Annotated in this window: 26 protein-coding genes; 11 read left to right on the top strand and 15 right to left on the bottom strand. The window is 69.7% G+C overall.

Annotated elements, in window-relative coordinates; genetic code table 11:
- From ACK4S2_RS04625 to ACK4S2_RS04605, 5 genes are all read right to left on the bottom strand, one after another.
- Positions 1 to 1,344: an acyl-CoA dehydrogenase family protein gene (locus tag ACK4S2_RS04625; RefSeq protein WP_409620788.1), complete on the bottom strand. Its 1,344-nt coding sequence runs from the start codon at positions 1,342 to 1,344 to the stop codon at positions 1 to 3.
- Entirely contained in the window at positions 1,341 to 2,393 is a 1,053-nt protein-coding gene (locus ACK4S2_RS04620; RefSeq protein WP_409620786.1) for a peptidase M29, read from the bottom strand. The genes ACK4S2_RS04625 and ACK4S2_RS04620 overlap by 4 nt, the downstream gene beginning before the upstream one ends.
- Before the next feature lie 118 nt (positions 2,394 to 2,511).
- A complete protein-coding gene (locus ACK4S2_RS04615; RefSeq protein WP_409620854.1) occupies positions 2,512 to 3,465 on the bottom strand; it encodes a GGDEF domain-containing protein in 954 nt (317 codons plus the stop codon).
- A 63-nt stretch (positions 3,466 to 3,528) separates the two neighbouring features.
- A complete protein-coding gene (locus ACK4S2_RS04610; protein WP_409620784.1) occupies positions 3,529 to 4,110 on the bottom strand; it encodes a heme NO-binding domain-containing protein in 582 nt (193 codons plus the stop codon).
- Positions 4,111 to 4,178: 68 nt separating this feature from the next.
- Entirely contained in the window at positions 4,179 to 5,546 is a 1,368-nt protein-coding gene (locus tag ACK4S2_RS04605) for a diguanylate cyclase (RefSeq protein WP_409620782.1), read from the bottom strand.
- Positions 5,547 to 5,696: 150 nt separating this feature from the next.
- Between ACK4S2_RS04605 and ACK4S2_RS04600 the strand changes: the two genes are divergently transcribed.
- From ACK4S2_RS04600 to ACK4S2_RS04590, 3 genes are all read left to right on the top strand, one after another.
- A complete protein-coding gene (locus ACK4S2_RS04600; RefSeq protein ID WP_409620780.1) occupies positions 5,697 to 5,975 on the top strand; it encodes a DUF3572 domain-containing protein in 279 nt (92 codons plus the stop codon).
- Between the two features lie 68 nt (positions 5,976 to 6,043).
- Entirely contained in the window at positions 6,044 to 6,742 is a 699-nt protein-coding gene (locus tag ACK4S2_RS04595; RefSeq protein ID WP_409620778.1) for an HAD family hydrolase, read from the top strand.
- Between the two features lie 101 nt (positions 6,743 to 6,843).
- Positions 6,844 to 8,412, top strand: coding sequence for a trimethylamine methyltransferase family protein (locus ACK4S2_RS04590; protein ID WP_409620776.1), 1,569 nt, complete (start codon positions 6,844 to 6,846; stop codon positions 8,410 to 8,412).
- 26 nt (positions 8,413 to 8,438) lie between these two features.
- On the opposite strand, the gene ACK4S2_RS04585 is transcribed toward ACK4S2_RS04590, so the two are convergent.
- The gene (locus tag ACK4S2_RS04585; RefSeq protein WP_409620774.1) at positions 8,439 to 9,068 is read right to left on the bottom strand and encodes a DnaJ domain-containing protein; all 630 of its coding nucleotides are present in this window, start codon (positions 9,066 to 9,068) and stop codon (positions 8,439 to 8,441) included.
- Positions 9,069 to 9,153: 85 nt separating this feature from the next.
- On the opposite strand from ACK4S2_RS04585, the gene ACK4S2_RS04580 reads away from it, so the two are divergent.
- Positions 9,154 to 9,411 carry a BolA family protein gene (locus tag ACK4S2_RS04580; protein ID WP_409620772.1) on the top strand — a complete coding sequence of 86 codons (258 nt, stop codon included), beginning with the start codon at positions 9,154 to 9,156 and terminating at the stop codon, positions 9,409 to 9,411.
- 2 nt (positions 9,412 to 9,413) lie between these two features.
- Here the strand turns inward: ACK4S2_RS04580 and ACK4S2_RS04575 are convergent, their stop codons facing one another.
- Positions 9,414 to 9,905: a DUF4177 domain-containing protein gene (locus ACK4S2_RS04575; RefSeq protein ID WP_409620770.1), complete on the bottom strand. Its 492-nt coding sequence runs from the start codon at positions 9,903 to 9,905 to the stop codon at positions 9,414 to 9,416.
- A 91-nt stretch (positions 9,906 to 9,996) separates the two neighbouring features.
- Between ACK4S2_RS04575 and ACK4S2_RS04570 the strand changes: the two genes are divergently transcribed.
- From ACK4S2_RS04570 to ACK4S2_RS04550, 5 genes are all read left to right on the top strand, one after another.
- Positions 9,997 to 11,601 carry an FAD-binding domain-containing protein gene (locus ACK4S2_RS04570; RefSeq protein ID WP_409620768.1) on the top strand — a complete coding sequence of 535 codons (1,605 nt, stop codon included), beginning with the start codon at positions 9,997 to 9,999 and terminating at the stop codon, positions 11,599 to 11,601.
- Between the two features lie 2 nt (positions 11,602 to 11,603).
- Positions 11,604 to 11,759 (top strand): DUF2256 domain-containing protein, encoded by a 156-nt coding sequence (locus ACK4S2_RS04565; protein WP_409620766.1) that lies wholly within the window; start codon positions 11,604 to 11,606, stop codon positions 11,757 to 11,759.
- Positions 11,760 to 11,885: 126 nt separating this feature from the next.
- Positions 11,886 to 14,027, top strand: coding sequence for a malate synthase G (locus tag ACK4S2_RS04560; RefSeq protein ID WP_409620764.1), 2,142 nt, complete (start codon positions 11,886 to 11,888; stop codon positions 14,025 to 14,027).
- Between the two features lie 12 nt (positions 14,028 to 14,039).
- On the top strand, positions 14,040 to 14,462 hold the full coding sequence (locus tag ACK4S2_RS04555; protein WP_409620762.1) for a GlcG/HbpS family heme-binding protein: 423 nt from the start codon (positions 14,040 to 14,042) through the stop codon (positions 14,460 to 14,462).
- A 117-nt stretch (positions 14,463 to 14,579) separates the two neighbouring features.
- The gene (locus ACK4S2_RS04550; RefSeq protein WP_409620760.1) at positions 14,580 to 15,344 is read left to right on the top strand and encodes a gamma-glutamyl-gamma-aminobutyrate hydrolase family protein; all 765 of its coding nucleotides are present in this window, start codon (positions 14,580 to 14,582) and stop codon (positions 15,342 to 15,344) included.
- A gap of 375 nt (positions 15,345 to 15,719) precedes the next feature.
- On the opposite strand, the gene ACK4S2_RS04545 is transcribed toward ACK4S2_RS04550, so the two are convergent.
- The 6 genes from ACK4S2_RS04545 to ACK4S2_RS04520 form a co-directional block, all read right to left on the bottom strand.
- On the bottom strand, positions 15,720 to 16,724 hold the full coding sequence (locus tag ACK4S2_RS04545) for a FliM/FliN family flagellar motor switch protein (protein WP_409620758.1): 1,005 nt from the start codon (positions 16,722 to 16,724) through the stop codon (positions 15,720 to 15,722).
- A 52-nt stretch (positions 16,725 to 16,776) separates the two neighbouring features.
- Positions 16,777 to 19,470, bottom strand: a complete 2,694-nt coding sequence (locus ACK4S2_RS04540; RefSeq protein ID WP_409620756.1) for an ATP-binding protein — start codon at positions 19,468 to 19,470, stop codon at positions 16,777 to 16,779.
- Positions 19,471 to 19,473: 3 nt separating this feature from the next.
- Positions 19,474 to 19,746, bottom strand: a complete 273-nt coding sequence (locus ACK4S2_RS04535; RefSeq protein ID WP_409620754.1) for a hypothetical protein — start codon at positions 19,744 to 19,746, stop codon at positions 19,474 to 19,476.
- Complete coding sequence (locus ACK4S2_RS04530; protein ID WP_409620752.1) at positions 19,743 to 20,114, bottom strand: response regulator transcription factor; 372 nt, start codon at positions 20,112 to 20,114, stop codon at positions 19,743 to 19,745. Before ACK4S2_RS04530 ends, ACK4S2_RS04535 begins: the two co-directional genes overlap by 4 nt.
- 77 nt (positions 20,115 to 20,191) lie before the next feature.
- Positions 20,192 to 21,001, bottom strand: coding sequence for a histidinol-phosphatase (gene hisN / locus ACK4S2_RS04525; protein WP_409620750.1), 810 nt, complete (start codon positions 20,999 to 21,001; stop codon positions 20,192 to 20,194).
- 76 nt (positions 21,002 to 21,077) lie between these two features.
- Entirely contained in the window at positions 21,078 to 21,440 is a 363-nt protein-coding gene (locus tag ACK4S2_RS04520) for a helix-turn-helix domain-containing protein (RefSeq protein ID WP_409620748.1), read from the bottom strand.
- 336 nt (positions 21,441 to 21,776) lie between these two features.
- On the opposite strand from ACK4S2_RS04520, the gene ACK4S2_RS04515 reads away from it, so the two are divergent.
- On the top strand, positions 21,777 to 22,751 hold the full coding sequence (locus tag ACK4S2_RS04515) for an NADPH:quinone oxidoreductase family protein (protein ID WP_409620746.1): 975 nt from the start codon (positions 21,777 to 21,779) through the stop codon (positions 22,749 to 22,751).
- A gap of 11 nt (positions 22,752 to 22,762) precedes the next feature.
- Here the strand turns inward: ACK4S2_RS04515 and ACK4S2_RS04510 are convergent, their stop codons facing one another.
- A complete protein-coding gene (locus tag ACK4S2_RS04510) occupies positions 22,763 to 23,455 on the bottom strand; it encodes an NUDIX hydrolase (protein WP_409620744.1) in 693 nt (230 codons plus the stop codon).
- A 17-nt stretch (positions 23,456 to 23,472) separates the two neighbouring features.
- Positions 23,473 to 23,898, bottom strand: a complete 426-nt coding sequence (locus ACK4S2_RS04505) for a DUF983 domain-containing protein (RefSeq protein ID WP_409620742.1) — start codon at positions 23,896 to 23,898, stop codon at positions 23,473 to 23,475.
- A gap of 205 nt (positions 23,899 to 24,103) precedes the next feature.
- Between ACK4S2_RS04505 and ACK4S2_RS04500 the strand changes: the two genes are divergently transcribed.
- The gene (locus ACK4S2_RS04500) at positions 24,104 to 24,646 is read left to right on the top strand and encodes an EF-hand domain-containing protein (RefSeq protein WP_409620740.1); all 543 of its coding nucleotides are present in this window, start codon (positions 24,104 to 24,106) and stop codon (positions 24,644 to 24,646) included.
- The last annotated feature ends 63 nt before the right edge of the window (positions 24,647 to 24,709 follow it).

Here is a 24,709-nt window from a genome sequence, read left to right as displayed (position 1 = left end):
TCAGCGCAGGCCCTTCAGCGCGCCGGCATCGCCGCGCCAGAGCGAGTTGCGCGCCCCCCCTTCGTCGCCCGGGGCGGTGTCGAGCTCGTCCAGCTCGTAAAGCGCCAGCACGCCCAGATAATCCTCCATGATTTCCGAGGTGTAGGGCAGCATCAGCGCGCCGCAGCGGCTGTCGCGATACATCCGTTCCAAGGGCAGGGACCGCAGCATGGATTGCCCGCCGCAGGTGCGGATGGCGAGGGCCGCGATTTCCTGCACGCCTTCCATGATGTTGTATTGCGCGGCATACATCCGCATCACCTCGGCCTTGGAGGGGAAGCCCTTCGCCTCGGAAAACGCCTGCCACCACAGGGCGCGCATGTTGGCCAGGCGCGCATACATCTTGCCCACGGTGATGCGCTTGGTGGCATACATCCGCCGGTCGATGGGGGGCTGGCCGGGCACCTGACCCTTGAGATAGGCCACCATGAAGTCATAGGCGCCTTGCGCCACGCCCATGTAGGTGGGGCTGAGGGTGGCCATCATGTGCGGCCAGTTGGGCAGGGTCTTGCCGAAGATGCCGCGCGGCATCAGAAGGTCGTCGCGGGTCACGAACACGTCCCGCAGGATCAGGTCGCGGCTGTTGGTGCCGCGCATCCCCAGCGGATCCCAGTCGCCCTGAACGCTCAGACCGGGGGTATCCTTGTGCACGACGAACAGCATGGTGTCCTCGTGCCGGGGTTCCACCCCTTCGAACACCTCGGTGCAGACGATGGTGTAATAGTCGCAATACCCCGCCAGAGACGCGAATTTCTTGAACCCGCTGATGCGCCAGCCGCCTTCGACCGCGTGGCAGCGGGTCTGGTTCGGCTTCGACGTCCAGTTCTGCCCGCCTTCGGAGATGGGCTGCGAAAAGATCGCGCGTTCCTTGATCGCGCGGCGGAACTGGCGTTCGCGCAAGGGGGCGAATTCGGCGCGTTCCTCGGGCGTCAGGTTCGGCATCTCGAACATGAAGCGCGACCAGGCCATGCTGGAGTTGTGCATGTTGAAGGTCAGCGCGGTGGCGCCGCAATACTTGCCGATCTCGGCCCCGACCATGGCGTATTCCCACATGGAAAACCCCATGCCGCCGTATTCGGCGGGAATGCACAGGCCAAGGAAGCCTTCGTCGGCCAGGTCGCGGTAGTTTTCCACCGGGAACGACGCCTCGTCATCCACGGCCCGCGCCCGGGCGGCAAAGACGGGGCCGAGGGCGTTGATCCGCTCCAGCACCGCCAGAACCTCGGGGCGGATGCGGCTCAGGTCGTAGTAATCGCCCGGGTGGCTCATGGGCAGGACGGCGGGGATGGGGCGCGGGTCGTTCATGCGGCGAATCCTTCGGTCAGAACGCCGTCACGCACGACGACGCGCCCATCAAGGGCGATGGTGCAGTTGCGCATCGGCAGGTCGAAATGCCCCAGCGTGAAGCGCCCGGCATACTGGTTGGCGCCGGTGGACCACAGGAACGACCCCGCCAGCGCGCGGAACTCCACCGCCTGCATGTCGCGCTTGTCGTACATCGCGGCCGAAACCCATTTGGCGCCCGGGTTCACCCCCCAGCCGACGTGGCTCATGCCATAGGCGTTGGGGTCGTCCCACGCCTCCAGGTATTCGCGCAGGTGCAGCGCATCGATGCCGTCGCCCTTGATGGCGGTGATGAAATCGTCCTCGATGGTGAAGTCGATGCGGCTGGTCAGCACCGTCTTGAACGTCAGGTTCATGTCGCCCACGTCCATCACGATGCGCCCTTGCGCGCAGCCCTTGCCGGGGAAGGCAAGGCAAAGGCCCCCCGGCCAATGCGCCACCGCACCCGGCGTGGTGCCGAAGCCGGCGGTGCCCCCGCAGGGCGCCCCGCGGAGATCGACGTGAAAATCGGTGCCGGCGGCCGAGGTGACGTGCATGTGTTCGGCCGCCTTCAGCGCGGCGATGCCCGCCTGCACGGCGGCCGCGTGTTCCGCCTTCGGTTCGGTGCGTTCCAGGATTTCGGGGTGTTCGTTGGTGATGACCAGCAGACGGGTGCGGCCGGCCGCCTCGATCTCGGGCCATTCGGGGGCGTGGATCAGCCCTTCGACGGTGCAATCCACGATCACCTCGACGCGCTTCAACGCCTCGATCACCGCGCGGTTGCCGGCCAGCGCCCAGCTGGTGCCGGTGGATTTCACCGGCACGGGCGCGGTCTGCGCCGGCGTGGGCATGCAGATCATGCAGAATTCGGCGCCCAGGTCATAGGCGGCCAGTTCGCTCAGATGCACCAGCACCGGGCGCGACTGGGTTTCCGACACGATGGCCACCGGCGTGCCCCGCCCGATGCCGTTGAGCGCAAAGACGCGGCGAAAGGCCGCCAGCCATTTGCCTTCGATCCGTTCCTGCAGCATCGCCCCCCCGTTCGGTCATACGCCACCGCCCTGCGCGAGGTGCGCCGGTGTCTGCCCGGGGCAGATGAGGTGCGTAACTTTACTTTACGGTGTAGTTTTGTGGGGAATCGAACATGTGTCAACCGGAATTTTCGAAAGTTTCGTCGCCGATCCGATGGGTGCGAAAGCGCCCGCGCCCCGCGTGTTTGGAGGCGTAAAGCGCCTTGTCCGCGTCCGCCAGCATCCGGTCGGGCTGCGGTTCGGCATAGGCGGTCGAGACGGTCATGCCGATGCTGGCCGAAACCACGCACTGATGGTCGCGGTAGGGGATCGGCCTGCGCAGGCGGCGGATGATGCGGGCGGCGATGCGTTCGAGCCGCGCAAGGTCGACCAGACCGGGCAGCAGCAGCACGAATTCGTCGCCGCCGACGCGGGCAACGGTATCGTCCGCCCGCGTTTCGGCCCGCAGGATTTCGGCCACCCGGATCAGCACGTGATCGCCGGCGGCATGGCCGAAGGAATCGTTGACCTGCTTGAAGAAATCGAGGTCGAGGTGCATCAGCCCGAAGGGCGTGCCGCTGGCGATCAGCGCCGCCATGCGGCGATCCATCGCGCGGCGGTTGCGCAGGCCGGTCAGCGCGTCGGTCTGGGCCTGTTCCTCGGCCACGATCTTGGCCCCGGCCAGGCGGCGGTTCAGATCGGCCAGCTCGTCCATCACCAGGGTCTTCACCTCCAGCAGATACAGCAATTCGATGGCCAGATCGGTGGGGGCGAAATCGGCATCGGTCAGGCGGTGGTGGCGCACGGCCTCGGGCAGGTCGATCCCGAAGGACAGGTTCAAGAGCAGCCCGTCGTCGGCCAGCGGCAAGGCCAGGCCGCGCAGCGTGCTGACGGGGATGTGGCGCAGGGCCAGATGCAGCTTTTGCCCGGCCCTGCGGCCCAGGGCGGCCAGGTCGGCCACCCCGGTCGGGCGACGCACCTCGACCGCCTCGAAGAAATCCCGGCCTTCGAGCCGCGTTCCCGCAACCTTGGCCAGCGTGGGCCCCACCGCCCGGATCACGCCGCCGGCGTCCACATGCAGGTGCATCGGCATCACCCGGCCAAGCGCCGCGGTGCCGATCCTCAGATCCGGGGTCAAGGCCGCACCGTCCACCGCCTACCCCCCGCCCACCAGGTCGAACCGCCGGCCTTCGGCGAAATCGGCGGCGAGCAGGTGGATGCGCACGGTTTCCGACCCGTCGTCGCCGCCTTCGTGGTCCAGCAGCACCAGGGCGCCGTAATCGTCGGCCATGCCGCGCAGCAGCCCGACCAGCACATGCCCGAAGCCCGCCAGCCCTTCGCAGGTCAAGAGGTAGATGCCCGGTTGCGGTTCCTGCAACCGCAGCGCCGGAAGACCGAGGTCGGGCAGGGCCAGCCGCCCGCGCCCCGGCAGATCCTCCAGCGAATGCAGGAAATCGGTGAAGCTGACGCCGCCGAAGCGCAGCAGCCGCCGAAGGGGTTGCCCGGCCTGCGATGCGACCAGCCAGGTGCCGATATCTTCCAGAATGGTCTCGCGCGCCCGGCCCAGGGCGCGCGACGCCTGATCCAGCACCCGGGCCGTCAGACTGTCGTCGTAATGCAGCATCGCCTCGAACCCGTCGGCCCCAAGGTCGGCGCCGCGGGCGACGCCGGACCACAGATCGGCCCCGTAGACATCGCGCAGAAATCCCTGGATCGCGCGGTTCATCAGACCATGCATGCCACCCGCCTCGCTTGCCGTGTCCCGCAAGCCTAACGGGGGCGTGTTAACAAACCCCGAATCCCCGCTCAGGCGGCGTTGCGGCCGGCATTCATCACCTGGTCGCGCCCGTCGGCCTTGGCGGCCAGCAAGGCGCGGTCGGCGCGCGCCAGCGCCGACTCGGCGGTTTCGGCCGGGGTCGAGGCCAGCGCCACCCCGATCGACACCGTGACGCGCAGCGGGGGTTCGGACAGGTCGATCGCAAAGGGGCGTTCGGAAACCGCATGCCGCAGGCGTTCGGCCAGGATCAGCGCCTCGGCCTCGGTCACGCCGGGCAGGGCAACCAGAAACTCCTCGCCGCCGATGCGGGCAATCAGGTCGCCCGGGCGCAAGGCCACCGACAGGCGCGCGGACACCCCTGTCAGCACCTTGTCGCCCGCGGCATGCCCGAACCGGTCGTTCACCGACTTGAAGCGGTCGATGTCCAGCACCATCACCGCGCAGGTCCGGCCGTGCGCCGCCGCCTCGGCCAGCATTCGCCCCAGCATCGGCAAGGCGTAGCGGCGGTTGTGCAGGCCGGTCAGCGGGTCGGTCAAAGCCAGACGCAACCCTTCGGCCAGGCGGGCGCGCTGGCGGTCGGCGGCGCGCTTGCGGGCGATCAGGGCCTGGGCGCGCAACGCCACCTCGGCCCCGTCGAAGCCTTCGCGCAGCACGTCGTCGGCGCCCAGATCCAGCGCCGTTGCCGCCTGCCCCTGGCCTTCGGCCGGCAGCACCAGGCAGATCGCGGCATGGGCGCTTCCCGGGCGCGAGCGCAGTTCCGACATCAGTTGCAACCCGCTGCCCGGCGCGTCGAGATCGAGGCCGATGAGATACAGGTCCGCCGCCCCCCCCGCACCTTCCAGCGCGGCCTCGCGCGCCATCGGGGTAATGGCCGCGAACAGATGCGGCGCCAGCACGCTGCGCCAGCGCAGGCCGGTTTCGGGCCGCGGTGCGATCAGCGCCACCCGCGGCGGCAGGTCGAAGCCCGCCGCGGGCTCGGCCAGGCCGAATTCGTCCAGCGCCGCCGAGCCGGCGCCCAGATCGTCGCCCCGCGCGCGCAGCAGGTTGCGGATGCGCGCGAGCAACATGCGGTCGTCGATGGGCTTGACGAGGAAATCGTCCGCCCCGGCGCGCAAGGCGGCGATCTTGGCTTCTTCGTCGCCCGAGGCGGTCACCATGATGACCGGCACCCGCGCCGTCGCCGGATCGGCGCGCAAGGCGCGGCAGACCGCGATGCCATCCATGTCCGGCATGGCATAGTCCAACAGCACCAGATCGGGCGGGTCGCGGCGCGCGATCTCCAGCGCCTCGGGGCCGCTGGCGGCCTGCACCGCCTCGTAACACGCGGCCGTCAGCTTGACCTTGAGGATGATCCGGTTGGTGGGAACGTCATCGACGATCAGAATCCTGCGCGTCATGGCACTGTGACTCCTCTCGCTCGTGACGGGTTGCGCGCATACCTTATGTGTCGCAGATTCCCTGCCAATGGTTAACAAAAGGTTTCCGTCCGCGTCAGGCCAGAAAAGGTTGCCGGAATCGTGCGGAAACCCGCGCAGAAGGAAACGGGCATGACCCGCGAACAGGCCGAAATCCTGGGCTTGCAGGCGCTGTCGCACATCGCGGCGCAGGATGACCTGTTCGCCGCCTTTCTGGCTGCCAGCGGCGCCAGCCCGGCAGACCTGCGCGCCCGGGCGGCCGATCCGGCCTTTCTGGGGGCGGTGCTGGATTTCCTGCTGGAGGACGACCGCCGCGTGCTGGATTTTGCCGCCGCCGCAGGCATCGCGCCCACGCAACCGGCAGAGGCCCGCGCCCGCCTGCCGGGCGGGCAGGCCTGGCACTGGACCTGACGGCGCCCCCTTGCGCCGCCGCAGCGGCCCGGGCAGGGTGCGGCGGGGAAAGCCAATTGGGGGGGCGCATGATCGGCGGCATCATCTTCGACAAGGACGGCACGCTGTTCGACTTTCGCCGCACCTGGGCCGAATGGGCCGCGCGGCTGACGCTGGAACTGGCGCAGGGCGATGCCGCCCGGGCCGAGGCGCTGGGCCGGGTGGTCGGCTTCGATCTGGCGACGCGGGATTTCGCCTGGGACAGCCCGGTCATCGGCGGCACGCCGGTGGAGCTGGCCGCGCTGCTGGCGCCGCATCTGCCCGGTTGCGTGCCGGCCCGTCTGGTCGAGCGGATGAACACCCTGGCCGCGGATGTGCCGCTGGCCGAGGCCGTGCCGCTGCGCCCGCTGTTGCAAGGCCTGCGCGCGCGCGGGCTGCGCATCGGGCTGGTGACCAACGATGCCGAAATGCCGGCCCATGCCCACCTGAACCGCGCCGGCGTGGCCGACCTGTTCGATTTCGTCGCCGGCTGCGATTCCGGCCATGGGGCCAAGCCGGCGCCCGGGCAGCTTCTGGCGTTTTGTGCGGCCATGGGGCTGGCGCCGCGCGAGGTGGTGATGGTGGGCGACAGCCTGCACGACCTGCACGCCGGCGCCCATGCCGGCATGCGCCGCATCGGGGTGCTGACCGGCATCGCCCGCACCGCCGAACTGGCCCCCCATGCCGATACCGTGCTGCCCGACATCGGCAGCCTTCCGGCCTGGCTGGACCGTCAGGCTGCCGCCTGAAGGCGCGAAAACGACCTGAACCTGTCGCATCCGGCGAAACATCTGCCCGACGCTTGCCGTCATGCTGCCTCGGACAGACAGCTTGAGCGGAAGGATGCGCCATGAGCGACGATACAGCAGGCAAGCGCCGCGCCGGATCGCGGGGCGGCGGCCGGGCGGGCAACCAGCGCCGCAGCGGCGGACATGCCATCGACCAGATGTCGTGGCGCATCCCGCTCAACCCCGACCGGCCGACCGAGCCGCTGGACCACGACGGGGTGATGGCGATTCACCGCGGGGCGATGCGGATTCTGTCCGAAATCGGCATCGAGATGCTGAACCCCGAGGCGGTCGAGATCCTGCGCCGCGCGGGCTGCATCGTCTCGGGCACCAATGTGCGCATGGACGAGCATTTCGTGATGGAGCAGGTGCGCAAGGCGCCCGCCAGCTTTACCATCACCCCGCGCAACCCCGACCGCGAAATCGTGATCGGCGGCAAGCACATGGTCTTCGTCAACGTCTCGAGCCCGCCGAATGCCTGGGATCTGGAACGCGGCAAGCGCGCCGGCGATTTTGCGACGTTCCGGGAGTTCATCAAGCTGACGCAGTATTTCAACTGCATCCATGTCGCCGGCGGCTATCCGGTGGAGCCGATCGACATTCACCCCAGCGTGCGGCACCTCGACTGCCTGTATGAAAAGCTCGTGCTGACCGACAAGGTCTGCCATGCCTACAGTCTGGGCGCCGAACGGGTCGAGGATGTGATGGAAATGGTCCGCCTGGCCGGCGGGCTGAGCCATGACGAATTCGAGGCGAAACCGCGGATGTATACCAACATCAACTCGGTCAGCCCGCTCAAGCACGATTTCCCGATGCTGGACGGCGCGATGCGGCTGGCGCGGCGCGGGCAGCCGGTGGTGGTCACGCCCTTCACGCTGGCGGGGGCTATGGCGCCGGTGACCATGTCGGGCGCGGTCGCGCTGTCGATCGCCGAGGCGCTGTCGGCCATTGCGCTGCTGCAGGTGATCCGCCCCGGTTGCCCGGTGGCCATCGGCACCTTCACCAGCAACGTGGACATGAAATCGGGCGCCCCCGCCTTCGGCACGCCGGAATACATGCGCGCGACCCAGATGACCGGGCAGCTCGTGCGCCATTACGGCTTGCCGATGCGGTCGTCCGGGGTATGCGCGGCCAACGTGCCCGACGGGCAGGCGATGTGGGAAACCTGCAACTCGCTGTGGGCGGCGGTGCAATCGGGCACCAACCTTGTCTATCACGCGGCCGGCTGGCTGGAAGGCGGGCTGATCGCCAGCCCCGAAAAGTTCGTGATGGACTGCGAGGTGCTGCAGATGATCCAGCGCTATTTCGAACAGGCGACCTGGGCCACCACGCCCGAGGACATCGCCTTCGACACCATCGCCGAGGTCGGCGCCGGCGGCCACTATTTCGGCTGCCAGCACACGCAAGAGCGCTACACCACCGCGTTCTACGCCCCGATCGCCAGCGACTGGCGCAACTACGAAGCGTGGCAGGCCGATGGCGCCGTCTGGACGGCCGAGCGCGCGCACCGCATCTACAAGGCGATCCTGGCCGAGTTCGAGCCGCCGGCGATGAACCCCGACCACAAGGGCGCGCTGGAAGAATTCGTCGCCCGCCGCAAGCAGGAAGGCGGCGCGCCGACCGACTTCTGATCGCGCGGCACCGGTGCGGCCGCCCTTCAGTCCTTGAAGTGGCGGCTGTCCTTCAGCTGGTCCCAGGCCCAGACCACTTCTTGAAGGCGGTCTTCGTCGGCGCGGTTGCCGCCGTTCAGGTCGGGGTGCAGATCCTTGACCAGGCTCTTGTATTGCTTGCGAATCTCGGTGCGCGTCCAGGTGTCGCGGGCATCGAGGATCTCCAGCGCCTTGCGTTCGGTCGGCGGCAGGCGGCGCGTGCTGACCGAGGACGGCGCCGAGCGCGTGCCCTTGTCGCCCAGGATCTGCAGCGGGTCGTTCACGCCCAGCCGTTCCCAGGCGCGGCCTTCGTCGGCGCGCTGGCCGAAGGGCCGGGTTTCCCGCCCCCAGACGCGATCCTTGTCGATGAAGCGCTGGAACTCCTCCTCGGTCTGGCCCTGGAAAAAGTTCCACTTCAGGTTGTATTCGCGCACATGCTCGCGGCAGAACCAGACGAATTCGTCCAGCAGGTCGGGCGATTTCGGGGCCCGATACTGGCCGGCCTCCTTGCAACCCGGATAGGTGCAGGGGCGGTCGGTGCCCTCCACGGCGCCCGACATGCCACGACGGCCGCGTGCCTTGCGCTTCTTGTCGGCCGACACGCGGATGTCGAAATCAAATGGCGAACGGGTGGTCATGTGCGGGCTCCGGTCTTGCCTTTCCGACTCAGGCGGGCAAGTCTAGGTTATTCCACGCGCACTTGAAGGGGGGGGCCGGGCAAAAATGCGGGTCGAGGACCAAATTCGCCGTCAACTTTCCGAAGCCTTCGCGCCCGAGCGGCTGGACGTGGTGAACGAAAGCCACCGCCACGCCGGGCATGCCGGCGACGACGGGTCGGGCGAAAGCCATTTCCGGGTGGCGATCCGGTCGGCCGCCTTTGCCGGGCAGTCGCGCATCGCGCGCCATCGCGCGGTGCATGCCGCGCTGGGGCCCGAGCTGATGGGCCGGATTCACGCCCTCGCGCTGGAGATCGAAGCCTGAGCCTATTGCGCGGCCTGCCCGCCGCCGCCGGGGGCCGGCCCGACCGAAGGCGCAAGCCCGGTTTCCGCCTTGGCCGAAAGCCGCGGGGCTGTGCCGAATTGCGGCCGAGCGATCAGCGCGGCGCGGCGCGCGGCCACGTCCAGCGCATCGGGTTCGGGCAAGGCGGCGGGCTCGTCCTCGGCGGGGGGGGCGGCCGGGCGTGCCAGGTGCAGCGCCGGGGCCGGCACCTCGGCCGCGGCGGCGGTGGCGGTGGCGGCGGCCGGCAGCGCGCGGCGGAACACCAGCAGGTGCTGAAACGTCGTCGTCCGCCCGGTCAGGCCCACGCGTTCCTCGGCCGGCAGGGTGTCGGCGCGCAGGTATTCCCAGCCATCGGCGGCCATCTGGTTCATCGTCTGGGTCAAGGCATGGGCGAACCGCGCCTCGGTGGTCTTCAGCCCCTTGGCCTTCTCGCCCCGGCGTGGCGCCGGAATCACCCTGTATTCGAAACGCTGCATTCCACACCCCTGCTTCTGCCCGGGCAGGATAGGTGGATTCGCCCGCCAAGGCAAAGCGTGGCAAGGCAATTCCCGAAAAATTGCCCTCTGCGTGGCGCAACCGCCCCGCTGCCACAACCGGCGGCATTGCAACCCGGGTGCTGCTGCACATCTGGTGGCCTTGCCGGGGTCTTTACGAATCGACGCGCCGCGCTATACCTTTTGTTCCATGAATGTTCTTCTGTGGTTCAAGCGCGACCTGCGCGTCGCCGATCATCCGGCGCTGGTCCGGGCGGCAGCCCTGGGCCGGGTGCTGCCGCTTTACGTGGCCGAACCCGGGCTGTGGGCGCAACCCGACATGGCGGGCCGGCACTGGGACACGCTGGCCGAGGCGCTGGCGGGCCTGCGTGCCGATCTTGCGGCGCTGGGCGCGCCGCTGGTGGTGCGGTCGGGCGAGGCGGTCGAGGTCATCGCGCGGCTCGTGCGCGCCCACCGCATCGGCGCCATCGTCAGCCACCAGGAAACCGGCACGCTCTGGACCTATGACCGCGACCGCCGCCTGGCGGCCTGGGCGCGCGCGCAGGGCGTGGCGTGGGAAGAACTGCCGCAATCGGCGATCCGCCGCGGCCAGCGGAACCGCACCGGCTGGGCCGAGGCGCAGGCCGCCTTTCTGGCCGCACCGCGGCTGGATCCGGTGGCGCTGACGCCGGTGCCGGGGGTGGAGCCGGGGCTGATTCCGGCCGCCCGCGCGCTGGGCCTGGCGCCCGACCCGTGCCCGCACCGCCAGTCGGGCGCGCGCAGCGCCGGGCTCGCGCTGGCCGAAAGCTTTGCTGCCGGGCGGGGGCAGGGGTATCAGGCGGCCATGGCTTCGCCCGTCGGGGGGGAACGCGCCTGTTCGCGCCTGTCGCCGCATCTGGCCTATGGCACGCTGTCGCTGCGCGAGGCGGCGGCGGTCGGGCCCGGCACGCTGGCCGCGGGGGCCTTGCGTGCCTACCGTGCCCGGCTGGCCTGGCGCGACCATTTCCACCAGCGGCTGGAAGACCGGCCCGACATGGAACTGCGCCCGCTGCACCCGGCCTGCGACGTGACGGCCGGCAACACCGTGCATCTGGCCGCCTTTGCCGCCGGCGAAACCGGCCTGCCCTTTGCCGATGCCTGCCTGCGCTATCTGCGGGCCACCGGCTGGCTGAACTTTCGCGCCCGGGCGATGCTGGTGTCGGTGGCGGTGCATCACCTCGGGCTCGACTGGCGCGCGGCGGGGCAGGTGCTGGCGCGGCTGTTCACCGACTACGACCCCGGCATCCACTGGCCGCAGGTGCAGATGCAGGCCGGGGTGACCGGCATCAACACCATCCGCATCTACAACCCGGTGAAGCAGGGGCAGGACCACGACGCCACCGGCGCCTTCACCCGGCGCTGGGTGCCGGAACTGGCGGCGGTGCCCGACCCGCATCTGCACGCCCCCTGGCGCTGGAGCGGCGCAGGCACCCTGCTGGGCCGGCGCTACCCCGAACCGCTGGTCGATCCGGCGGAATCGGCCCGTGCGGCGCGCGAAACCCTGTGGGCGCATCGCCGCGCGCCCGGCTTTGCCGCCGCCGCCGCGCGCATCGCCGAACGCCACTCCAGCCCGGCCACGCCCGTCTTCGTCAACGACCGCCGCGCCCCCGCGCCGCGCCGCCGCCCGGCCGCGCCGGCGCAACTGACGCTGGATCTCTGACCATGCCGCGCGGGGTCAAGAAGCAGCACCTGCCGCAAAAGACCTGCGCCTGCTGCGGCAAGCCCTTTGCCTGGCGCAAGAAATGGGCCCGCGACTGGGAGACGGTGAAATACTGCTCCGACCGCTGCCGCACCCAGGGCAAACCCGCATTGCGCTGACCTGCTGAAAGCTGTTTCTTGGCGAAATTGGTCAGTTCATCTGACCGCGCTGTTGCCTATCGGAAACTTTTTCCCTATGGCATACCGTCGTATGCGGCGCAGTGCCGCTGTGCGAGGGAGGACGCCTTGAGCCGGATCGATAAGCACGGGTTGCAGGTGGATGCGCGGCTTGCCGCCTTTGTCGAGGATCGCGCCTTGCCGGGCACCGGCATTGCGCCCGATGCCTTCTGGTCGGGCTTTGCCGCCCTTGTGGCCGACCTCGCGCCTCGCAACCGCGCGTTGCTGGCCAAGCGCGACGCGCTGCAGGCGCAGATCGACGCCTGGCACAAGGCGCGCCGCAACCAGCCGCACGACCACTACGCCTACAAGGCGTTCCTGGAGGACATCGGCTATCTGCTGCCCGAAGGCCCTGACTTTCAGATCGACACCGCCAATGTCGACCCGGAAATCGCCGATATCCCCGGCCCGCAGCTGGTGGTGCCGATCACCAACGCCCGCTATGCGCTGAACGCCGCCAACGCTCGCTGGGGCAGCCTTTACGATTGCCTCTATGGCACCGACGCGATGGGCACGCTGCCGCCGCCCGGCGGCTACGACCGCGGCCACGGCGCCCGGGTGGTGGCCCGCGCCCGCGTGTTCCTCGATGAAACCTTCCCGATCCAGGGCGCCAGCCATGCCGACGTGCGCCGTTACCACGTGCAGAACGGCGCGCTGCTGATCGACGACATGCCGCTGATGCAGCCCGAAAAGTTCGTCGGCTACAAGGGCAACCCCAAGGCGCCGGATTCGGTGTTCCTGCGCAACAACGGGCTGCATGTCGAACTGGTGTTCGACCGTGCCCACCCGATCGGCGCGCGCGACCAGGCGCTGCTGGCCGATGTGCGGCTGGAATCGGCGCTGACCGCGATCATGGATTGCGAGGATTCGGTGGCCTGTGTGGATGCCGAGGACAAGGTGCTGGCCTATTCCAACTGGCTGGGCCTGATGAAAGGCGACCTGACCGAGGAGGTGGCCAAGGGCGGGCGCAGCTTTACCCGCCGGCTGAACCCCGACGTGGCGATCACCGCGCCCGACGGTTCGGCGCTGACGCTCAAGGGGCGTGCGCTCTTGTGGGTGCGCAACGTCGGCCACCTGATGACCAACCCGGCGATCCTGCTGCCCGACGGCAGCGAGATCCCCGAAGGGCTGATGGACGCGATGGTCACCGTGCTGATCGCCATGCACGACCTGAAAAAGACCGAAGGGATGCGCAATTCGGTCAAGGGTTCGGTCTATGTGGTCAAGCCCAAGATGCACGGGCCGGAAGAAGTGGCCTTTGCCGACGAAATCTTCACCCGCGTCGAACAAGTGCTGGGCCTGCCGCAATACACCGTCAAGCTGGGCGTGATGGACGAGGAGCGGCGGACCTCCGTCAACCTCAAGGAATGCATCCGCGCCGCGCGCCACCGGGTGGCCTTCATCAACACCGGCTTCCTCGACCGCACCGGCGACGAAATCCACACCAGCATGGAGGCCGGACCCTTCAGCCGCAAGGATTTCATCAAGCGCAAGGCCTGGATCACCGCCTACGAAAACCAGAACGTCGATATCGGCCTCGAATGCGGGCTGATGGGCCGGGCCCAGATCGGCAAGGGCATGTGGGCCATGCCCGACCTGATGGCCGCCATGCTGGAACAGAAGATCGAGCATCCGAAGTCCGGCGCCAACTGCGCCTGGGTGCCCAGCCCCACCGCCGCCACGCTGCACGCGCTGCACTATCACAAGATCGACGTGAAGGCGGTGCAGCGCCGCCTGGCCAAGGGCGGGCGGCGGGCCTATGTGGATGCGCTGCTGGAGATTCCGCAGGCCACCTATCGCAAGTGGACCGAGGCGCAGATCCTGCGCGAGGTGGAAAACAACGCGCAAGGCATCCTCGGCTACGTCGTGCGCTGGGTGGATCAGGGCGTGGGCTGTTCCAAGGTGCCCGACCTCAACAACGTCGGCCTGATGGAAGACCGTGCCACTTGCCGCATCTCGGCCCAGCATATCGCCAACTGGCTGCACCACGGCGTGGTGACCGAGGCGCAGGTGATGGACGTGATGCGCCGCATGGCCGAGGTGGTGGACCGCCAGAACGCCGGCGACCCTGCCTATCGCCCGATGGCCCCGGGCTTCGACGGGCCGGCCTTTCGCGCCGCCTGCGACCTCGTTCTGAAGGGGGCCGAACAGCCTTCGGGCTATACCGAACCGCTGCTGCACGCCTGGCGCCTGCGCGCCAAGGCCGCCTGAAGGGAGGACACCATGATAACCTTGCGCAAGGCCCGCACCATCCTGAAGGCGACGCTCGCCAAAGGGGCCGAGGCCGGCATGAAACCGCTGTCGGTGGTGGTGCTGGATGCCGGCGGCCACCCCATCGCCTTCGAGCGCGCCGATGGCGCCAGCCCCGGCCGCTTCGAGGTGGCGCGCGGCAAGGCGCATGGCTGCGTGATGCTGGGCCTTGGCGGCAGCGCCATCCATGCCCGGGCCGAACAGCAGGCCTATTTCGTCCAGGCGATGAACGGCGCCTTCGGCGGCAAGTTCGTGCCCGTCAAGGGCGGCGTGCTGGTGCGCGATGCCAAGGGCAATGTGCTGGGTGCGGTCGGCGTGACCGGCGACACCTCCGACAACGATGCGCTGGCCGCCGTGGCCGGGATCGAGGCAGCCGGCTTCATCGCCGAGCCCTGAGCCCCCGCGCCTTTGTGCAAGCGGGGGGGGGCCGGGTCTGCGCGCCACCGCGCAGCCTCGCCCCTTCACCCTGCCGCGGTCCCGGCCTATCATGCCCCGGCACGCGCGAGGGATCCCATGACAAGACCTGCCCGCCGGCCCGTGGTCGGCATCATCGGCAACCACAACGTCATCAACGACAGCTATCATGTGCATGCCACCGGGCTGATGAACTCGGAAGCGGTGGCCGAGGTGGCCGGGTGCCTGCCGCTGGTAATCCCCTCCGATCCGCGGCTGGTGTCGGTGGCCGAGCTGCTGGCGGTTTGCGACGGCTTTCTGCTGACCGGCGGGCGCCCCAACGTGCACCCCAGCGAATATGGCGAGGATGAAACCCCCGCTCACGGCGAATTCGACCGTTGCCGCGATGCCATCACCTTGCCGCTGATCCGCGCCTGTGTCGAACGCGGCCAACCCTTTCTGGGGGTCTGCCGCGGATTTCAGGAGGTGAACGTGGCCATGGGCGGCAGCCTGCACCCGGAAATCCGCGATCTGCCCGGCCGGATGAACCACCGCATGCCCCCCGACGGCACGCTGGACGAGAAGTTCGCGCTGCGCCATCCGGTGCGGCTGGTGCCCGGTGGCGTTTTTGCGCAGGTGCTCGGCGCCGAGGAGGTGATGACCAATTCTCTGCACGGGCAAGGCATCGCCCGGCCCGGCGCGCGAATCGTGATCGAAGGCACCGCCCCCGACGGCACGCCCGAGGCGATCCGCGTGGCCGATGCCCCAGGGTTCACCCTGTCGGTGCAGTGGCACCCCGAATACCGCGCCGCGACCGATCCGGTGTCGCGGCCGCTGTTCGCGGCTTTCGGCGATGCCGTGCGCGCCTGGGCAGCGCGCGGCTGAAACGGGGGTGCCGCCGCGGGGGGCATCGAGCCCCCGCTTGGCGGCGCTGCCGCGGAACGGTGCCGAGGTGTCGGGCCTGCGGCAATCGCCGTGATACTGTCGGCGGTGCGGGCGGCCGCGGGGCCCGAGCACCGGAAAGCCCCCCTTCGCCCTGGCGGGGCGCTGCGGCGCCAGGCCTCCTGTGGGGGCTTTCGAAGTGCCTTGACGGCTCAACGAACGCGCCTTGCCGGCGGTGCGGCAAGGCGCCCCCTCCTCCCGTTTCGGGCACGTCGGGAGGGGTGGTGCGGTGCACCACAGACCCGGCCTCCCGGTTTTGCCCGGGCGGTGCAGGCGGTCGCCCGGCGCCGGGGCTTGCGGCGCGCCCGAAAGCGTGGGTCAGGCGCTGCGGGCCAGCGGGGGCGGGGCGGCTTGCGGCGGGGGGGCGGCGGCTGCGCCCGCGTTCGGTGCGGTGCGGGCCGGCATGGGCGGGCGGTCGGCCACCGGCTCCGGCAGCGGCTCGCCTTGAATCCGGCGCAGCTTCAGCGCGCGCATGCCCTTGTGCAGGCCGAGCTTTCCGGTAGCGATCCGGCCGCTGCCGGGGCTGACCAGCGCCACGCCATCGATCCGCGCATCGCCCAGCGGCAGCAGCATTCCCGGTTCCAGCGCCATCGCCTGCGCCAGCGGCACGCGGATGCGGCCGACCACGGCATCCAGCACCACCTCGGCCCCCAGCACCGCACCGTTCAGCGCGGCCTGCCAGGCTTGTGCCGTCGCCTCGGTTTCGTCGGCGGGAGGCGGCGGCGCGGGTTTCGGCCCGCGCCCTTCGGCCGGCAAGGCCAGCAGAACCCGGCCTTGCCGCACCCCGCCGGCGATGTCGAGCTCGCACGACAGGAGCCGATAGGGCACATCGTCCAGCAACAGGCCCAGCGGGCGCGGTTCGTCGAGGAACGAGGCATAGCGGAAACCCGCCGTCCAGGTCAGGTCGGGCGAACAGGCCAGCGCCGATTCCAGCCCCGCCAGCGCCGCATCGATCAGCCGGGCCGACATGGCGGCATCGGTGCGCGTGGGCCGGCGCGGCACCGGCGGCGTGGCCGCGACGCGGCCGATGGTCTGGGTTTCGATCACCGCGGCCAGCACTTCGGGCGACAGGGCCAGCAGGCCCAGCCCTTGCCCCGGGCCTTCCAGCACCGCCAGCAAGGCGCGTTCGGGCAGCAGCTCCAGCAATTCGCCCAGCGACCGCCGGTCGTCGCGCAGCACCGGCACGGCCAGGTCGAGCCCGATGCAATCGCGCGCCGCGCGGGCAAAGGCCACGCGCCAGGCCCGCGCGCCCGTATCCGTGCCGGTTTCCGGTGGCCGCGCGGCCACCACCTTGCGCCTGAGAACCCCGCCCTGATCCGCCATGCCGCCCTCTTGTGCCGTTACGGCATCCTTGCAGCAAGGCGTTAGCAACCCGTTAAGCCGCCCCCTGTTGCGGCAGCACCAGCACCTGCGGAAAGCTGACCCGGAACGCCGCGCCGCCTTGCCCGGGCAGATAGCTGATGTCGCCGCCGAGGTTATGCATGATCTCGCGGCAGATCGCCAACCCCAGCCCCGCCCCGCCCGCATGGCTGGAATCGGTCAGCCTGGCGAATTTCTCGAAGATCAGCGCCTGCGATTCGGCCGGAATGCCGCTGCCGTTGTCGATGAAATCCACCTGCACCCGCCCGCCGCGCCGGCGCACAGCGATGCGCAGCACCGGGGTTTCGGCATCGCAATACTTGCGGGCATTCGAGATCACGTTGATGAACACCTGCGTCAGCCGGTCGGTGTCGGAAACCACCGTCACCTCCTCGGCCGGGGCATCGCGCTGCACCGCGAAATCGCGCTCGGGCCGCGTGGAGCCGGCCGCCTGCAAGGCCCGGTCCAGCGTGTCGCGCAGCGAGGCCTCCTTGATCGCCAGCTGCACGGTGCCGTTTTCCAGCACCGACAGATCCAGCAGATCATCCAGCAACCGCGTCAGGCGGATCGCCTCCTCGTGGATGATCCGCGCATAGCGCGCGGCCAGTTCGGGCGGCATCTCGTCGTCCATCATGATCTCGGAAAACGCCCGGATCGAGGTCATCGGGGTGCGCAGCTCGTGGCTGATCTGCGACAGGAAGGCGTCCTTCTGCACGCTCAGCTTCGTCAGCTTCTCGTTCGCCTCGCGCAACTGGCGCGCGGTGCGCGTCAGCTCGGCCTGCTGCGCCTCCAGCCGGGCGGAATACTCCATCATCTGCGCGGTTTCGTTGGCCACCGCCATCAGATCCTCGACCGAGACCGACGCGCCGCCGGCGATCTGCGCCAGCATGGCATGGGCTGCCGCCGCCCCGATCGAGCCCGACAGCCGCCGTTCCAGCGCGTTCATGAAGCCGGGGGTGATGTCGGGCAGATAGCCTTGCTTGCCTTGCGCGGCTGCCTCTTGCTGAAAGAACGCCAGCGCCACATCCTCGCCCAGAATGCGCTGCGCCATCACCAGCAGAGCCTCGGCCTCGGCCCGTCCGCGCGCCCAGCCCGAGGCCGGGCCGCTGTGGTCGAAGACATTGACGAACTGCGCCCCCTGCAACCGTTCCAGCGGGGTGGGAAAGGTCAACAGCGACCCGGCGCAGAACATCAGCGTGTTCAGCGCCAGCGACCAGAACATCGCATGGATCAGCGGGTCCATCCCGCCCACCCCGAACAGCGCCTGCGGGCGCAGCCAGGCGATGCCGAAGGGGCCTTCGGCAAAGGTGCGCACCGAAAGCACCGCTCCTGCACCGAACGACGGCAGATACAGCGTATAGACCCACAGCACGAACCCGGTGCCAAGCCCCAGCAGCGCGCCGGTCCGGGTGGCGCCGCGCCAGAATAGCCCCCCCAGCATCGCCGGCAGGATCTGCGCCACCCCGACAAAGGCGATCAGCCCGATGGCGGCCAGCGCGCCCGACCCGCCCGACAGCGCATAATAGGCATAGCCCAGCCCCAGCACCGCCGCGATCGACAGCCGCCGCGCCAGCAGCACCACCCGGCGCAGGTCGCCCGCCTCGGTGCCCTTGCGCCCGAAGGCCAGGATCACCGGCATGACGATGTGGTTGGACACCATCGTTGCCAGCGCGATGGCCGCCACGATGACCATCGACGTGGCCGAGGAAAACCCGCCCAGAAAGGCCAGCATCGCCAACCCGCCCCGATCCAGCGCCAAAGGCAGCGTCAGCACGAACAGGTCCGGGTTCGATCCGGGCGGCAGCACCTGCAACCCCACCACCGCGATCGGCACCACGAACAGGCTCATCAGCGCCAGATACAGCGGAAAGGCCCAGCTGGCGGTGGCCAGGTGGCGTTCGTCGGCGTTTTCCACCACCAGCACCTGGAACATCCGCGGCAAGGTCAGCACCGCCGCCGCCGACAGGAAGATCAGCCCCGCCCAGCGGTCGGGTTGCAGGTGCCACCCCGACAGCGCCGAAGCGTCGATCCGTGCCTTGATGTCGGCCGGGCCGTCGGCCACCACCCAGACCACGAAGATGCCCACCGCCAGCAAGGCCACCAGCTTGACCACCGCCTCCACCGCGATGGCGATCACCACGCCGTGGTGCTGTTCGTTGGCATCGAGGTTGCGCGTGCCGAACAGGATGGTGAACACCGCCAGCCCCGCCGCCACCCACAGCGCGGTGGTGTCGCGGTCGGGCAGGTGCCAGCCGGTCGGCGTGTCCGAGGCGAACACCGAAAACGACAGCGCCACCGATTGCAGCTGCAAGGCGATATAGGGGGTCGCGGCCGTCACGCAGATCAGCGTCACCGCCACGCCCAGCGCGTTGGACTTGCCATAGCGGCTGGAAATCAGGTCGGCGATCGAGGTAACGCGCTGGGTCTTGGCAATGCGCACCAGCTTGCGCAGGATCACCCACCACCCCACGAAGACCAGCGTGGGGCCAAGGTAGATCGTCAGGAACTCCAGCCCCGACCGCGCCGCATAGCCGACGGCGCCGTAGAACGTCCAGGCCGTGCAGTAGACCGACAGCGACAGCGTGTAGACCAGCGGGGAACGCAACCAGGGCAAGGCCGCATCGGCCGCGCGCCGTTCCACCACGAAGGCCACCGCGAACAGAAAGGCCACATAGGCCAGGCAGGACAGCACCAGCAGGTTGAAGGGCATGGCCTAGCCCTCGTCGCGCAGGTCGCGCGGCTCGGGCGGCGGGCGCACCAGCCGCGGGGCCAGCAGCGCCGCTGCGGCGATCAGCCCGCCCCAGATCGCGAACAGGTAGATCCCGTCGGTCGAGGTGGCGCGCGTGCCGCCCGGGTCGGGCGCCCACAGCATCGGCAGCACCATCAACCCCACCCCCAGCGCCGGCAGCATCCGCGCCGCATCCATCAGCCGCCGGAGCCGGTAGGTGTCCGGCGCCACGAACAGCGGCTGGCGCGGCGGCTTCATGCCTGCCCCAGCAGCGCGCGGACCGAGGCCAGCACGTCGGCGTTGGAAAACGGCTTGGCCATGAAGCCGCTGGCCCCGGCGGCCGCCGCCAGCTCGCGGTCGCGCCCCTGGCCGCGGGCGGTCAGCATCAGCACCGGCAGCGCGGCCGTGGCCGGCTCGGCGCGCAGATCGCGCAGGATGTCGTAGCCGGTGCGGCCGGGCAGCATCGCATCGAGGATCAGCGCATCGGGCCGTTCGGCGCGCACCACCTCCAGCGCGTCGCCGCCCTGATCGTGGCACGACACCCGAAAGCCGTCGCGCGTCAGGATGAAGCGGATGGCCTCCGAGATATTCGGCTCGTCCTCGATCAGCAGCACGTGCTTGCCCATCCGTCGGCTCCCCCCTCCGGTGCGGTCGGTGCAGGCCGACTATTGCCGCAATTCACGCACCTGTCAAAACCCTGTCGTCATTCCGGCACATCGGCCAGCAGCGCCAGCGCCTGGGCATGGATGCCGGCATTGGCCGCGGCAATCACCCGGCCGCCCTGATGCGCCGGCCGGCCGCGCCAGTCGGTGACGATGCCGCCGGCCGCCTCGATCACCGCGATCGGCGCCACGATATCGTAGGCTTGCAGGCCCGCCTCGATCACCAGGTCCACCTGGCCGGCGGCGACCAGCCCGTAAGCGTAGCAATCCATGCCATAGCGCACCAGCCGGGCCTGCGCGGCCAGCCGGTGAAAGGCGGCACCTTCCGCCGGCGTGCCGACCTCGGGAAAGGTGGTAAAGACCACCGCCTCGGCCAGCGGCCGCGCCGGGCGGGTGCGCAAGGGCCGCCTGCCGTGCGGCCCCGCCAGGTCGGCCCGCCCCGGCCCGCCGGCAAAGCGTTCGCCGATATGCGGCTGGTCGATCAGCCCCAGAACCGGGCCCGCCGCATCGGTCAGCCCGATCAGCACGCCCCAGGTCGGCGTGCCCGACAGAAAGCCCCGGGTGCCGTCGATCGGGTCCAGCACCCAGGTCAGCCCGCTGGTGCCTTCGCGGCGGCCGCGTTCCTCGCCCAGGATGGCATCCTGCGGGCGGCGCGCGGCCAGGATCGCCCTCATGGCGTCTTCCGCCGCGCGGTCGGCCTCGGTCACCGGATCGAACCGGGTGGTTTCCTTGCTTTCGGCGCCCAGCCCCTCGGTGCGGAAATAGGGCAGGATCGCCGCGCGGGCGGCATCGGCCAGATCTTCGGCCACCGCGAACAGCTCCGCTGCGGTGGCCGGGGTGCGTGCGGTCATGGCGCTTTCCTCCCTGCGTCCGGCCCTCGCGCTAGCGCGGGCCGGGCAGGGCGGTCAAGCGCCCTTCGTGCGCCGGTCAGGCGGCCGAGCTGTCCGACAGCACCCGCGCCAGGTCGAACAGGCGGCGGCGCTGCTGTTCGGGGATGCTGTAATAGGCGCGCACCAGTTCCAGCGCCTCCTTGTCGCCCAGCAGGTCGCCCGCGGGCTTGGCGGTTTCCGCGCTGTCGAGCCCTTCGAAGAAGAAGCTGACCGGCACGTCCATCTCCTGCGCGATGTCGTAAAGCCGCGAGGCGCTGACCCGGTTCATGCCGGTTTCGTATTTCTGGATCTGCTGGAACTTGATCCCGACCCGGTCGGCCAGTTGCTGCTGGGTCATGCCGACCATCCACCGGCGGTGGCGGATGCGCTTGCCGACGTGGGCGTCCACAGGATGTTTCATGGTTTTCTCCCTTGTGCCTGTGGGTCTCTTAGCAAGAACCGTGCCAGGCTCACGGCCGCTGAAATCTTTTGTTCATCTTTATCAGCAAACGAGCAAAACCGGTCAGAAAAGTGATGTTCGTGGGCCAATACTCATCCAGAACGGTGAATTTTCCCGTTCCGGTCGATCTCGGGGTCGGATGGGTGCGCCGTTGGGTTGCGCTGGTCGTGGCAATATGCAACGATTGTTGCAATTCGCAAATATTCTGAAATGCGAAATTGTTGCAATCTGCAAGTGCTGGCCAGCCTGTGCCGAACCGTATAGGTTGGCGCCGACCTCTGGCAAAGGAGCCTCGCCATGCGCGCCTATCGTGTTCACGCCTTCGGCGGTGCCGCCGGCCTGGAAACCGTGGATCGTCCCGACCCCGGCCCGGGCGAGGTGCGGTTGCGCATTGCCGCCTGCGGGCTGAACTTTGCCGACCTTCTGATGCTGAAGGGCGAATACCAGGAACGGCCCGAGCCGCCCTTCACCCTCGGGATGGAAGTCGCCGGCACGGTCGAGGCGCCTGGGCCGGGCGTGCAGGGGCTGGCGCCGGGCGACCGGGTGGCGGTCTTTGCCGGGCAGGGCGGGCTGGCGGAATGGGGCGTGTTCCCGGCCGACCGTTGCGTGCTGCTGCCGCCCGACATGCCGTTCGAAACCGCGGCCGCCTTCATGATCGCCTATGGCACCTCGCATCTGGCCTTGCAGCACCGGGCGCGGCTGCAACCGGGCGAAACGCTGCTGGTCACGGGGGCGGCCGGCGGCGTGGGGCTGACGGCGGTGGAAATCGGCCATGCGATGGGCGCGCGCGTCATTGCCGTGGCGCGCGGCGCCGACAAGCTGGCGGTGGCCCGGGCCGCCGGCGCCGATCACCTGATCGACAGCGACACCACCCCCGACCTGCGCGCCGCGTTGAAGGCGCTGGGCGGGGTGGACGTGGTGTATGACGCGGTGGGGGGCGAAACCTTCATGGCGGCCTTGCGCGCCACCCGGCCCGAAGGCCGGCTGATCCCGGTGGGGTTTGCCGGCGGCGGGGTGCCGCAGATTCCGGCCAACCTGCTGCTGGTCAAGAACCTGACGGTGATCGGCCTTTACTGGGGCGGCTACATGGCCTTTCGCCCGGGCCTGTTGCGCGACAGTCTTGCGGAACTGATGGCGATGTATTCCGCCGGCCGCCTGCACCCCCATGTCAGCCACGTGCTGCCGCTGGAGCGCACGGACGAGGCGCTGGAGCTGCTGCGCAGCCGCAAGTCCACCGGCAAGGTGGTGGTGGCAATGGGCGCCGCGCCCTGACGCTGGGCGCGTCAGACGATCCGGCGGAACATCGGCACCGGGCCGGAGTTGTCGAAGAACGGCACGCTGTCGGGGTCGCCGCCGCGCTCGATCAGGCGGAGGATTTCGGCGATGACCACTTCGGTGATGAACGGCAGGTCGAACCCGCGCGCCCGGCGCAGCGGGATCCACTGCAGATGCGCCAGCTCGTCCTGCGCGCCGGAAAAGTCGTCGGGGTCGCCCAGCACGCCCGACACGTCGGCCAGAAAGAACCGCGCGTCGAACCGCCGGCTGCGCCCCGGCGGGGTGATGGCACGAAAGACATAGCGCAGCGCCGCCGCATCGGGCACCAGCCCGCGCGCGGCCATCGGCGCCCAGTCGGGCTGCGGCGCCGCCGGCCAGGTGCCGGGGCGCGCAAGCGGCAGGCCGGTTTCCTCCCACAACTCGCGGATCGCGGTCGCGGCCAGGGTTTCGGGCGTCAGCCCTTCCAGCGCCCCGGGCAGCGGGTTTTCCGCCAGCCGGCGCCGGCAGGCTTCGGGCATCGGGCGTGCCAGCGGCACCGCGCGGTCGCCGGCATCCACCGCGCCACCCGGAAAGACGAACTTGTTGGGCATGAACGCGGCCGAGGCGCCGCGCTGGCCCATCAGCACCTCGGGGCCTTCGCGCCCCTCGCGGGTCAGGATGACCGTGGCCGCATCGCGGATCGGCTGGGAATCTGTCGTCATGGGCGCCTCTTGCCGGCTCAGGCCGCGTCGCGCCCGAATCCGTGCATGCGCCGCGACCACTGGATGCCCACCAGCATGCCCTTGAGCCGCGGCAGAAGGTAGAGCGAAAGCGCCACCGCCAGCGTGACGAACAGCGTTGCCATCACCAGCGGGTCGGGCCGATAGGTCACGAACACCCAGAACAGCAGCGGCGTCAGCAGCTTGCCCACCACCACGATGGTCAGGTAGGCCGGCCCGTCGTCGGCGCGATGGTGGTGCAGCGCCTCGTCGCAGACCGGGCAATGCTCGCGCACCTTGAGGTAGCCTTGCAGCATCGGCCCCGCGCCGCAGGCCGGGCAGCGCCGCCGCCAGCCGCGCCACATAGCCAGGGCCAGCGGGCGGTCCTCGGCGTCGGGCAAGGCATCGGCAGGCCGGGTCGGGGGAATCGCGGCTGGGGCGGACATGGCGGCTTTGCGTGTTGGGGCAGGGCAGAGCCGCACCTTGCCACGTCTCGGGCGCAAGGGAAAGCCGCCCCGGTCGCCCGCGACCTTGCGCCGCAAGCGGCCTGCCGGCGCGCGCTTTCGTGTTCGGCCCCGCGACGGAAACCCCGCGCCGCGGCGTGAAAGGGGTGTCGATCGGCCGAAAGGCCTGCAACCAAGGAGACGCGACATGACCCGCAAGACCGTTCTGATGCTGACCGTGGCCCCGGCGCTGGCGCTGGCCGTGGCAGCCGGTGCCGTGCAGGCCCGCGGCCCGGGCGAACACGACCGCATGGGCGGCCGCCCCGCCGCCATGATGCCCGATTTCGCCACCCTCGACACAGACGGCGACGGCAAGATCACCCGCGCCGAGCTCGACGCCCGCCGGGCCGACCGCCAGAAGGCGATGGATGCCGACGGCGACGGCCTCGTGACCCTGGAAGAAATGAAGGCCCACGCCGCCGCCGAGGCCGCCGCCCGTGCCGAAACCAAGGCCGCGCGGATGTTCGAGCGCGCCGATGCCGACAAGGACGGCAAGCTGACGGCGGCCGAACTCGATGCCGCCGCGCCGCGCCGCCAGGCCGGGCTCGACCGGATGTTCTCGCGCCTCGACCAGGACGGCGACGGCGCGATCAGCAAGGCGGAATACGACCGCATGGCCGAACGCATGCCGGAAGGCCGGCGCGGCCACGGCGAAGGCCGCCGCGATGGCCACGGCAAGCCGCGGAACTGATCCTGCGGCCCCGCGCGGCCCGGCCCGGCTTGTCGGGGCCCGGGCCGCGGTCTAGGCTTCGTC

The organism is Gemmobacter sp., from assembly GCF_046292685.1.
Taxonomy (GTDB): domain Bacteria; phylum Pseudomonadota; class Alphaproteobacteria; order Rhodobacterales; family Rhodobacteraceae; genus Wagnerdoeblera.
Note: the sequence above shows the minus strand (reverse complement) of the source record. Positions and strands in the feature narration are given on the sequence as shown.